We start from the raw sequence: 11,217 nt of genomic DNA on the forward strand, positions 1-11,217 counted from the left end.
TATTAAAATGTTAAATATATAACAATTTTAATTTCATAAAAATATTGGATGCTTTTTTTTAATGCTAAAAAAATGGAAATTCTTTTTAATGATAAATATTTTTCAAAACTAAAATGCTTTTTAAGGACTATTGAAGTATTTTTGTATGAGAATCGAAAGTTATAGAAAATATGAAAAGAAGAATTGTTTTGGCAGCTGCTTTTATGGGAATGTTAGCGATCATTTTAGGCGCTTTTGGGGCGCATTTACTGAAGAAATACTTGTCTATAGAAGAATTAAATACTTTTGAAGTTGGTGTTCGTTATCAAATGTATCATGCCTTATTCTTACTTTTTCTTTCGACCCGAAAAGATATCGCCGAGAAAACGGTGAAAACAATCTACAATTTGGTTGTGGCCGGTGTGCTGCTTTTTAGCGGATCTATCTATTTGTTAGCCACAAAAAGTCTCACGGTTTTTGATTTTAAAATTATCGTATTCGCAACTCCATTGGGTGGTTTTTTATTAATTATTGCCTGGGCGTTATTATTTGTTACGATTTTGAGGAGAAAATCATAAAATACCGAATAAAAAATTCTATCTAAAAATTAATCTTTAATTTTGTCTCATAAATAACATATAATCTTGTTTATGTGAGTTTCCATTGTTTTTTGCTTTAATGCATAAATAATATAACAAATTCATTTATAGGGTTATAGAAAAATGAATTAGAGGCATTTATTTTTTGTTTTATTCATTTTAGGAGTTTAAATTTTAACTAATTAGCATAAATAAAAGTGAAATTTAAATTTTTTTAAAGGTTTAATAATAAATTATATAATTTTGCATTCTCTTAAACATCACACACAACTAAAAATTTATGGACAGTCACACAGTTTTCACGCAATCGATTTCGCTGAAAGAATTAGGAATTGAAAATGCAAAGGTTCGATATCAACTATCTGCAGATGAATTACATGCGATCACTTTGCAATCAGGTCAAGGTGTTGAGAACTCCACGGGAGCATTGGCAATTAATACGGGCGAATTTACAGGACGTTCTCCTCAGGATCGTTATATTGTAAAAGATAGTATTACCGGAGATCAGGTTTGGTGGGGAAATGTTAACATTTCTTTTGAACCGGATGCTTTTGAAAGATTATACAATAAGGTAACACAGTATTTATCAAATAAAGAAGTTTTTGTTCGCGATTCTTATGTTTGTTCTGATGCTAATTACAGATTAAATGTTCGTGTTGTTACGGAAACAGCATGGTCTAATTTGTTTTGTTACAATATGTTTTTAAGACCGGAAGAGTCAGAATTGACTAATTTTACTCCGGAATGGACGGTAGTTTGTGCTCCGGGTTTTATGGCAGATCCTGCTGTAGACGGAACGCGTCAGTCTAATTTTGCTATTTTAGATTTTACTAAAAAGATCGCACTTATTGGAGGAACAGGGTATACAGGAGAAATGAAAAAAGGGATTTTCTCTGCATTAAACTTCATTTTGCCGGTTTTCAAAAATACTTTACCAATGCACTGTAGTGCGAATGTTGGTGAAAAAGGAGATACTGCAATTTTCTTCGGATTATCAGGAACAGGAAAAACTACTTTATCAGCAGATCCGCAACGTAAGTTAATCGGAGACGATGAACACGGCTGGACTGCAGAAAATACAGTTTTCAACTTTGAAGGTGGATGTTATGCAAAAGTAATTAACCTTACAGAAGAAAACGAGCCGGACATTTTCAGAGCGATCAAAAAAGGAGCGCTTTTAGAAAATGTGGTTTTCAAAGCGGGAACAAACGAGGTAGATTATGATGATGTTTCCATCACTCAAAATACACGTGTAAGTTACCCAATTACTCATATCGACAATATTCAGCCAGGTTCTATTGGACATAATCCTAAGAATATATTTTTCTTAACGGCGGATTCTTTCGGAATTTTGCCTCCAATTTCAAAACTGACTCCTGGACAGGCTGCTTACTATTTTATCTCAGGATATACCGCTAAAGTTGCCGGAACTGAAGCAGGGGTTACAGAGCCTCAGCCTAATTTCTCAGCTTGTTTTGGAGCACCATTCATGCCGTTACACCCAACACGTTACGCAGAAATGCTAACTAAAAAAATGGAAGAAGCTAACGTAACTGTTTGGTTGATCAATACAGGTTGGACAGGTGGTCCTTACGGAACGGGAAGCCGCATGAAGTTGAAATACACTCGTGCCATGATTACCGCTGCCTTAAACGGAGAATTGGATAACGTAAACTTTAAAAATCATAAAGTATTTGGAATTGCACAGCCTGAAACTTGTCCAAATGTTCCAAATGAAATTTTAGATCCTAGAAACACTTGGGAAGATCCTGAGTTGTACGACAAAAAAGCAGTTGAATTGGCTCAGAAATTCAAAGCTAATTTCGCGAAATTTGAAGAATTTGCCAATGCCGAAATTTTGGCAGGTGCACCGATCATAGAATAAGGAAGATTACTAATTCAAACTAAAAAAAGCTGTTCGTTATGAACAGCTTTTTTGTTTGGTTTTCAGTCTCAGTCTCAGTCTCAGTCTTCAGTCTCAGTCTTCGGAGTCTTCAGTTACAGTTTTCAGTCGCAGTTAAGAAACTGCAAACTGTGACTGCGACTGCTAATTGCGACTGTAAACTTATTTCTTCTCATCAATACGTTTCTGGATCAAATCCCAGGCATAGTAGTGAAAGGTCATCCCGTTACTCATGGCTACGAAAAGGCCATTTTTAAAGCTTCCGCCTAGATTGATGCTGGTAACATCGGCACCATCACATTCAATAGTCGATGTTGGAATTTCTGCTAAAAGTGGGTAGCTATTCGGATTGCCATTTGCTCCTTCCCTTGGGTACACCATAAAAGTGTTCGCTTGCTGGTTGGAGACCAGAATGTATCCGGTAGAATCTGTTTTCTTGTAAATCGCGATTCCTTCATTGTCTCCTTTAAAACCAGTTTTTCCAAAAATGGCGAGTTCTTTGTTGTCGTTTAAGGCAGGATCGGCTTTGTATTTTCTGATTCCGAATTGTTCATCGCAATACAAAACAGTGCCCAATTCATTATCTACTGCAATAGCTTCGATTTCTTTCTTCCCGCTGTAGGCACCAAACTTTCGAACGACTTTTGCTGTTGCCAATTTTCCATTTCCTGAAAGTTCGTATTGCCACAAGTAACTTCCTGATGGTCCTGATTTTCTGCCTACAATAGCAAAGATTTTGCCATCCGTTTTTCGGGTATACAAAGCAATTCCCATTGGATCACGTAATTCTTCACCCTCGAAAACAGCGATTCCACCATTGTCAATTGCTTTTAAATCAGGTAAACTAAAGATTCTTATTTTGTTTGATTCACGTTCTGTAGTAACAGCAACATCCACTTTTTTTCCATCTACGATTAAGCCGTAAGCGATATCAACATTGTTCGGGCGTTTTAAAACTTCAGATTTTGCAATGATTTTTCCTTTTAAATCAAAAGCGTACAAAGCACCGTCTGTATCTTTATCCGTTCCTATAATAATGCTTTTAGAAGAATCTGTTGGGTGAATCCAGATCGCAGGATCATCTGTGTCGTGTGGCAAGGCTTCGGTAACAACGGTTGGTTTTACAGCATTTGCAGCTACAGGTGCTAGTTTGTCCTCTTTACAAGCGATGAATAAAGTGCTTAAAAGTATAAAGGCGAGTATCGTTTTATTTTTCATTATGGATTCGATTTTTAATACCATTAGACAGAACTGTTGGGCTCTGTCTAATGTAAGGATTTTAGGTGTAAATTATTATAAGTCAAGTTTCAAGCCGAAATTGTATCGGGCCTGATAGTACTCTGCTTGTTTGGTATGTGTCTTAACTCCCTGATAGTAACGCAAAGGCTGATTGGTTAAGTTGTTGGCTTCAGCAAAAAGACGAAGCTTTGATGTAATTTTGAATGAAGCGTTTGCGTCTAAGAAAAATTGTTTATCGTAATAACTGTCTTTATAAGATTCTGAACCCAACTCATCTAAATAATCTGAAGTGAAATTGGTCGATACTCTGGCAGAAAAACGTTTGTTTTCCCAGGATAAAGAGCCATTAAACATATGCGGAGTGGTTCCCGGAAGACTGATGTTGTTTCTTTCGTTTCCATCTTCATCTGCGATTCCTTTTGCTTTAGATTTGGTATAGGTATAGTTCAGATAAATACCAAATCCTTTAAGGAATTTCCCCGGAAGGAAATCCAACTGACGCTGAAAAGCGACTTCAAAGCCATAAACATCAACAGTATCTCCGTTTCTGGATTGTAAAAACGACCAGTTTTCACCTGCCGGAATTGGATTTGCCTGGTTTGGGAAATCAGCAGCAAATTTTGCAGCAGTGTATTGGTTGTCGCTATAATTGTAAATGAAATTTTCCAGTTTTTTATAGAAAACACCTCCTGAAATTAGTCCGACAGATTTGAAATAGTTTTCGGCCATGAAATCATAATTGTACGAGTAAGTGGCATCAAGATCCGGGTTTCCGGCTGTAATTTCTTTTTCGGCAGCAATATTGTTTACATATGGAGCCAAAGCATAATAGTCCGGTCTGGCCAAAGCGGTTGTAGCGGCAGCTCTTAAAACTAAATCTTTGGTCGCGTTGTATTGGAATGAAATACTTGGCAATAAATTAGTGTAAGAGTTGGTCGTATTGATTTGACTTTCTAATTTTTCTTCATCCAAAACACGGTTTCCGGTATAATCAATATGAGTGTTTTCTACTCTAAAACCTAAAACCATAGACAGTTTATCGTTAAAATCCTGATCCCATCTTACATAAGCGGCATAAATGTTTTCTTTGGCATTAAAATTTACTGCTAAGAATTCTGATGGATCTGCTTTTTTGTTGAATAACGCAGCGTTGTTTAAATCTAAACTTCCTAAAAAGTTAGCTGAAGCAAAACTACCCGGAACATATTTACTACCCGGATTAAAGTTTTGACCGTCATAGAAACTGTTTGGAATCTGCGACAGCAAAGCCATATCAGTATTGATTGGTGTGTAGGCAAAGAAATTGTTGTTTCTTTCTTTTTCTTTCAATCGAAGACGGAGTCCGGTTCTTAATCTGCCTTTTTGAGATGGTATAATAGTAAAAGGGAAACGGATATTAATTTTTGCTCCAAATTCACTTTCGCTGGTTTCATTTGTATTTTCGGTAGCCGTTTGGAACTTGAATTTGTCCAGCGACTCTCCGGTGGTTGCGATTAACGGAAATTCGATATCAGATAGATTCTGAGTTAAGTCCAAACCTTTTTGGCGGTATTCGATATAACGTTCTTCCGGACGGTATTCTCTGGCTTTTGCATAATTGGCCGACCAGTCCAAATCCAGTTTAGAGTGGATTAAATGTTCTCCACGAATAGAATAATTCTGAACACGTTGGTCTTCTAAACGGCTGTTTTTATTACGATTATTGTCAGACCCACCTTTGGTTTGACGTTTTACACGGCCTTTAAAAGCTGTAATTTGTCCACCATTATAAATGGGCTGAATATCATCATAAGTAGTTCTGAAACGATTTTCTCTATCGTCTCTCCAGTTGTAAATGGCATTGGCAAAAATGGTGTTATTTTCATCAAATTTGTAATCTAATGCCACAGATCCGCTGCGACGAATACGCTGTACATCGTATTTTCTAATCTCGGATGCCTGTAAGTATTCATTTCCGAATTTATCTTTTACCCATTCGTTCTCAATATTATCAGATCCGTAATTCACATTGTTATAAGATCCGCTGAAAACGGCTCCCAGTTTATTGTCGAGAAAACGATTTCCATAAACCAGTCCGGCGGTATAAGAGGCGTGTTCACGAATTGGCAGATAACCTCCGGCCAGTGTTGCAGAAATTCTCTCTCCATTTGGTGTAGCTCTTGTGATCAGGTTTACAGAACCTCCAATAGCATCTGCATCCATATCGGAAGTTAAGGTTTTGTTGACTTCAATTGTCGAAATCATATCCGATGGGATCAAATCCATTTGTACATTTCTGTTGTCTCCTTCTGCTGATGGAATACGATCTCCATTTAAAGTAACAGAGTTCAATGAAGGAGCAAGTCCGCGAATAATAATGTTACGGGCTTCACCCTGATCGTTTTGCATTGTGATTCCCGGAACACGCTTTAAGGCATCCCCAACGTTGGCATCCGGAAAACGCCCCATTTGGTCAGAAGAGATTACGTTTCCAATGTTTTTGTTGTTTTTTTGTTGGTTCAGGGCTTTTGCCTGACCTTTTAAGATGTCTCCCACCACAACTTCGTTCAATTCAGTTCCCGAAGTTTTAAGCGCAAAATCAATTACGTTGTTTTTACCCTGTTCCACTGTAATTTCTTTTGTGAGAGCGGTGTATCCAATATATTTTACCTGTAACTGGTAGGTTCCTGCATTTATGCTAAGCAATTCAAAATGACCGTTGTAATCTGTAACAGTGTATTTGTTCTCACCTACAATTTGAATCATTGCTCCCGGTAAAGGAAGTTTGTCATCTGTATCCAGCACTTTTCCTGAGATTATGGCCTTTTGAGCATAACCAGATAAGGCTAAAAACAGAAGTGTAATTACTAAATAAATTTTTTTCATTTGTGTTTTAGTTTGATTTGCTGCGAAACTAGAACCTGAATGTTATTAAAGGACTTAAAAAAAATTAACATAGTGTTATGATTCGTCATTTATATTAAAAATAGATTAATGTTGAAATAACATTTAAATGAGAAATGTTTTTTAAGAAGCCAACTTAAAAGAAATGAACTATTTAACTTAGAATTTAATTTTTTGGCGCTAAATTTGCCCTATCACAGGAGCCCAAAGGGCGGACTGACGAAATAATCATCAATCAAAAATCATCAATCATGTTAAAACAATTTTTTATCCTTTGCTCCGGAGCCGATCGGGATCTGCTCGAAGGCTGTTCAAATGGCGAACAAACCAAATATGTTGGTATTGGCGCCACGGTTTTTTTTACTGCCGTTATGGCTTTTCTGGCCAGTGCTTATGCGCTTTTTACCGTTTTTGACTCTCTTTATCCGGCCTTAGCTTTTGGATTTGTCTGGGGCTTGCTCATCTTTAATCTGGACCGATTTATCGTTTCGACGATTAAAAAAAGGGATCGTTTTATGGATGAATTTATTCAGGCCACTCCCAGAATTATATTGGCTATTATTATAGCAATTGTAATTTCGAAACCTCTGGAAATTAAAATTTTCGAAAAAGAAATCAATACCGTTTTATTGAAAGAAAAAAATGAGATGGAATTGGCGAATAAAAAGCAGGTAGGTAATTATTTTAAATCAGATTTAGATAAAAACAAGGCTGAGATTGCTGCTTTGAAAAATGATATTCTGACGAAAGAAAAAGAAGTAAATGCTTTGTACTCTACTTATATCACGGAAGCTGAAGGGACTTCGGGAACGAAGAAACTGGGGAAAGGACCGGTTTATAAGGAAAAACGAGATAAACATGATGCGGCTTTAAAAGAGCTTGCAGCTTTAAAGACTACTAACGAAGCAAAAATTGCCGAGAAAGAAAAAACAGGAAAACAATTACAGACTGACTTAGATAAAAAAGTCACGCAGACACAGCCCATCATTGAAGGTTTTGACGGATTAATGGCGCGCATTAATGCCTTGAATAAGTTACCTTGGCTTCCTTCATTTTTTATCATGCTGTTGTTTCTGGCAATTGAGACTTCTCCAATTATAGCAAAATTACTGGCTCCTAAAGGCGAATTTGATTTCAAACAGGAAGAAGCCGAAACGGCTATGAAAGCGACTTTGGAACAAAATAAATACCAGCGTGAATTATTGGTGAGAACCAGTGCCGAAATGCACGATAAAGTATACGCTGATATTGCCGGAGACAGAGGTCTTTTTGATTTACAGCGTAAAAATGCAAAAGAGTTACTGGAGCTGCAATCGAATAGTTTTGTAGAGAAGCAGAAAGCTACTTTGTAAGTCGTAAAGTCGCAGGTCGAAAGTCATAAAGTAAAAAAGCCAGAAATAGAAAAACTTCTATTCTGGCTTTTTTGTTGATATCAACAAGAGCATTAAGACTTTAAGACTAAATTACATATAGCTTAAAATCTCTTTTTTATAGGTATCATATTCCCCTTGCATGATTAAACCATTGTCAAGCAGTTTTTTATAATTCTGCAGTTTATCAAAAAGTTCTTCTTTGGATAAGTCGCTTAATTTACGTTCTCCTGTAGAAGCTGGAGCGGGTTGAATAGGTTCAAAAGTTTCATAAGGAGTAGCGGCAGCAGGCAAAATCTCAGCAAAACTGGTTACTTCTTCCGTTTCAACTTCTTCTACGTCGTCTTCAAAATCATCTTCAACGATTGGTGTTGCTTCAGTTATTGGAGTCTCAGAAGCAGTAGGATTTTTTAACAAATCCAATTGCTCTTTAGCATATGTATAAATTTTTCTGGCCTGAGTTTTCGGAATATAATCGATCGAAATGGTCAGATCAGTTTTGGTGCCAAATGAGAATTCAGAACCTAAAATGTTTTCTTTTACAAAAGTGCTTGTTATATCATCCCAGGTATAATCTGTAAAATCCATTGATAAACCTAAGTTTTTAGGTTTGCAGATAATAATACGTTTGTTGGTTAAGATTATGCTATCCGGAAAAACAGTAATTGCAGGTTTTTTTTGAACCGCAATGTACCCGATTTCTTCGTTTTTCATCAATAAATCATTGAGCTTCGAAGTGATTTTTTCAATCGCTTTAGGGTCTTGTTCTTCGTTCAGAAATTTTTTAAATTGTTCTTTCATGATTGATAAGTTGCTAAGTTACATGGTAACTGAGTTGCTAGTTTTTTGGTCTTATGCTGCAAATGTAATGCCTAATTTTCTAATTCGATAATTTCATTCTGAATTTTCTTTGTCAAACTTTTGAAAACCAATTCATACGAATGATCGATCAATTCTTTAACGAAAGCGGTTGGTAAACTTCCGTTGAGAGCGATCGTATTCCAGTGCACTTTGCTCATATGAAATCCGGGTTTGATTTCTTCATATTCGGCTCTTAGTTCCTGAGCACGTTCGGGATCACATTTTAAGTTAACCGAGGGTTCGTTTTTTTCCCATTGTGATAAGGAGGATAATGCGAACATTTTTCCGCCAACTTTAAAAACCAAAGTGTCCTCGTCAAAAGGGAAGTGCTCGCTGACTCCTTTTTTTGAAAGACAATATTCGTAGTACGTTTCCAGATTCATATTATTTTTTATTTACCAATTTCACCTAAATGTGTATACTTAAAACCTTTTTGATATTTCAAACCATAACCGAAAAAACGATCCATCGCAGCATGAGAGAACAAAATGATTCCGATAAGTTGGATGTATTCTATTTTTAAATAACAACCTAAGGTATAAATTATTATTGCAATTCCTTTATGGTGGAACAGGTTGTAGGATAAAGCACCAATTTTGGAATTAAATAGATAACCCGTCATAGAAAAATCAGGAGCCAGAATGAAGACTAAAAACCACCACCACTGATAGTTTAAAAGGCTAAATAAATAGATTCCGAGAATAAACATTCCCAGTTCTTCAAGTTTGAGTATTGTTTTCATGATATCTTCTTTTCCATCATTTTTTCGGGATGTTGTAAAGCACTAAAACCAAATTTCTCATATAAAAAGTGAGCATCAGTGGTGGCTAACCTCCAAATCTGAATTTTTTTGAGCTGTGGATCGTTCATCATGTGTTCTACCAAAATAGAGGAATATCCTTTGCCACGTTGTTCTTCGGTAATAAAAACATCCATTACATAGCCAAAAACAACATAATCGGTAATGACTCTTGCAAAACCAATTTGTTCATCATTAAGATAAATGCCAAAACAAACCGAAGCATCTATCGTTGTTTGCACCTCTTCGATAGTTCTTCCGGCAGCCCAGTAAATGTCTTTCAGGAAATTTTGGATAAATGGAACATCAAGTTTGCTTTTATCTGTTGAAACGGTTATCATTTTAGAGGATCGATTTTATATTTAAGACTTTAGCTTGTAAGATTTGAAATCTGAAATAATATTGGTTTGCTTGGACTTGCATCATTTTCAAACGAAGCAATTTGGAGATTTAGTATATAGGCTCCGTCTTCGATTTCATCCGAAACAAAAATCATTTCGGTAATGGTTGCGTTTAATCGTGCGTCGGAATTGAGATTGTGGGTGTCTTTTACATTCCAAAACGCTTTGTGTGCCAGTAATTTTCCCTCATCATGTTCTCTGTCAACACTTGGTAAATCAATCAATAAATGCTGAATTTCGCTTTCGCGGATGAAAATTGCCGCTTCTTCTGATAAATAGGGCGGATTGGTATTGGAATATTTCGTTGATTTTTTATCCTTTTGATTTGGAAGCGTTCTAATAATTAAAGCTTCAATTGTTTTGCTGGGCGAAGCCAAATCACTTGTCCCATTGAGCGAAGTCGAAGTATGTGTCTCATTGAGCGAAGCCGAGGCATTTGTCCCATTGAGCGAAGTTGGAGTATGTGTCTCATTGAGCGAAGTTGAGGCATTTGTCCCATTGAGCGAAGCCGAAATATTTGTCACATTGAGCGAAGTTGAGGCATTTGTCACATTGAGCGAAGCCGAAATGTGTTCTTTCGTAATTACCAAATCATCACCCATTTTTTCGGGCTCAACTGTAATCAGTTGGGCAGTAAAGAAAAATTGCTTTAAGCACTGATTGATACTGAAAAAGTCATTCGTAATATGTCCCAAACACTCTGTATGCGTTCCATGGCCGTGAGGGTTGAAGAAAATATTATTGAAATTAGTAGATGATTTTCCTTCAGAGACCTTCCCAATCCAATCACCAAAAACGACTGGTTCAATGACTGGTTTTTCGATGTACCAGGCAATCGGGTTTTCGTCAGTATTCGTTAACGGAATTGAAATATCAATGGGTTTTGATAAGTCGATTTCGAAGTTGTTGATTTTTGCTATCATGTTTGTTTAACCGCAAGGGGCGCTAAGGTTTACGCTAAGAACGCCAGAATTTTTTATTAAAGATTGTTTGCTACTCTCCTGATACCATTTTTTATTAAACAAACATTGAAATTGATTAATAAACCTAATTTACAATTGGTTAGTTTTAAATAAGTTAATAATTGAGCAAAATGAACTTCATTTAAACAATCGACTGACTTTATCTCCAAAATTAATTTATTTTCTACTAAAATATCTAAACGATAACCAATATCTAATTT

The 11,217-nt window shown here is 36.2% G+C and carries 11 protein-coding genes; 3 read left to right on the top strand and 8 right to left on the bottom strand.

Annotated elements, in window-relative coordinates; genetic code table 11:
* Positions 1-170 precede the first annotated feature (170 nt).
* On the top strand, positions 171-557 hold the full coding sequence (locus JO950_RS19300; RefSeq protein WP_202704106.1) for a DUF423 domain-containing protein: 387 nt from the start codon (positions 171-173) through the stop codon (positions 555-557).
* Positions 558-858: 301 nt separating this feature from the next.
* Positions 859-2,463 carry a phosphoenolpyruvate carboxykinase (ATP) gene (pckA, locus tag JO950_RS19305; RefSeq protein ID WP_202704107.1) on the top strand — a complete coding sequence of 535 codons (1,605 nt, stop codon included), beginning with the start codon at positions 859-861 and terminating at the stop codon, positions 2,461-2,463.
* Positions 2,464-2,643: 180 nt separating this feature from the next.
* On the opposite strand, the gene JO950_RS19310 is transcribed toward pckA, so the two are convergent.
* Both JO950_RS19310 and JO950_RS19315 read right to left on the bottom strand, forming a co-directional pair.
* Positions 2,644-3,699, bottom strand: a complete 1,056-nt coding sequence (locus JO950_RS19310; protein WP_202704108.1) for a phytase — start codon at positions 3,697-3,699, stop codon at positions 2,644-2,646.
* Positions 3,700-3,774: 75 nt separating this feature from the next.
* Positions 3,775-6,585, bottom strand: a complete 2,811-nt coding sequence (locus JO950_RS19315; RefSeq protein WP_202704109.1) for a TonB-dependent receptor — start codon at positions 6,583-6,585, stop codon at positions 3,775-3,777.
* 269 nt (positions 6,586-6,854) lie between these two features.
* Here JO950_RS19315 and JO950_RS19320 point away from each other — a divergent pair, with 269 nt between their 5' ends.
* Complete coding sequence (locus tag JO950_RS19320; RefSeq protein ID WP_202704110.1) at positions 6,855-7,955, top strand: DUF4407 domain-containing protein; 1,101 nt, start codon at positions 6,855-6,857, stop codon at positions 7,953-7,955.
* 111 nt (positions 7,956-8,066) lie between these two features.
* Here the strand turns inward: JO950_RS19320 and JO950_RS19325 are convergent, their stop codons facing one another.
* From JO950_RS19325 to JO950_RS19355, 6 genes are all read right to left on the bottom strand, one after another.
* Positions 8,067-8,774 carry a PH domain-containing protein gene (locus tag JO950_RS19325; protein ID WP_202704111.1) on the bottom strand — a complete coding sequence of 236 codons (708 nt, stop codon included), beginning with the start codon at positions 8,772-8,774 and terminating at the stop codon, positions 8,067-8,069.
* Between the two features lie 71 nt (positions 8,775-8,845).
* A complete protein-coding gene (locus JO950_RS19330) occupies positions 8,846-9,217 on the bottom strand; it encodes an MmcQ/YjbR family DNA-binding protein (protein WP_089076787.1) in 372 nt (123 codons plus the stop codon).
* An 8-nt stretch (positions 9,218-9,225) separates the two neighbouring features.
* On the bottom strand, positions 9,226-9,576 hold the full coding sequence (locus JO950_RS19335; RefSeq protein WP_202704112.1) for a DUF4260 domain-containing protein: 351 nt from the start codon (positions 9,574-9,576) through the stop codon (positions 9,226-9,228).
* Positions 9,573-9,974, bottom strand: coding sequence for a GNAT family N-acetyltransferase (locus tag JO950_RS19340; RefSeq protein ID WP_202704113.1), 402 nt, complete (start codon positions 9,972-9,974; stop codon positions 9,573-9,575). Before JO950_RS19340 ends, JO950_RS19335 begins: the two co-directional genes overlap by 4 nt.
* A 29-nt stretch (positions 9,975-10,003) precedes the next feature.
* A complete protein-coding gene (locus JO950_RS22325) occupies positions 10,004-10,957 on the bottom strand; it encodes a cyclase family protein (protein WP_237732395.1) in 954 nt (317 codons plus the stop codon).
* 56 nt (positions 10,958-11,013) lie between these two features.
* Positions 11,014-11,217, bottom strand: a 204-nt coding sequence (locus tag JO950_RS19355) for a GxxExxY protein (protein ID WP_202704114.1), incomplete at its 5' end; no start/stop codon positions are given.

The sequence above is a fragment of the Flavobacterium sp. UGB4466 genome, from assembly GCF_903469665.1.
GTDB classification, from domain to species: Bacteria; Bacteroidota; Bacteroidia; order Flavobacteriales; family Flavobacteriaceae; genus Flavobacterium; species Flavobacterium lipolyticum.

Excerpts from the sequence above, each read along its gene's own strand:
- JO950_RS22325 (WP_237732395.1), bottom strand. The coding sequence starts at position 10,957 with ATGATAGCAAAAATCAACAACTTCGAAATCGACTTATCAAAACCCATT.
- JO950_RS19340 (WP_202704113.1), bottom strand. The coding sequence starts at position 9,974 with ATGATAACCGTTTCAACAGATAAAAGCAAACTTGATGTTCCATTTATC.
- JO950_RS19330 (WP_089076787.1), bottom strand. The coding sequence starts at position 9,217 with ATGAATCTGGAAACGTACTACGAATATTGTCTTTCAAAAAAAGGAGTC.
- JO950_RS19300 (WP_202704106.1), top strand. The coding sequence starts at position 171 with ATGAAAAGAAGAATTGTTTTGGCAGCTGCTTTTATGGGAATGTTAGCG.
- JO950_RS19315 (WP_202704109.1), bottom strand. The coding sequence starts at position 6,585 with ATGAAAAAAATTTATTTAGTAATTACACTTCTGTTTTTAGCCTTATCT.
- JO950_RS19335 (WP_202704112.1), bottom strand. The coding sequence starts at position 9,576 with ATGAAAACAATACTCAAACTTGAAGAACTGGGAATGTTTATTCTCGGA.
- JO950_RS19325 (WP_202704111.1), bottom strand. The coding sequence starts at position 8,774 with ATGAAAGAACAATTTAAAAAATTTCTGAACGAAGAACAAGACCCTAAA.
- JO950_RS19320 (WP_202704110.1), top strand. The coding sequence starts at position 6,855 with ATGTTAAAACAATTTTTTATCCTTTGCTCCGGAGCCGATCGGGATCTG.
- pckA (WP_202704107.1), top strand. The coding sequence starts at position 859 with ATGGACAGTCACACAGTTTTCACGCAATCGATTTCGCTGAAAGAATTA.
- JO950_RS19310 (WP_202704108.1), bottom strand. The coding sequence starts at position 3,699 with ATGAAAAATAAAACGATACTCGCCTTTATACTTTTAAGCACTTTATTC.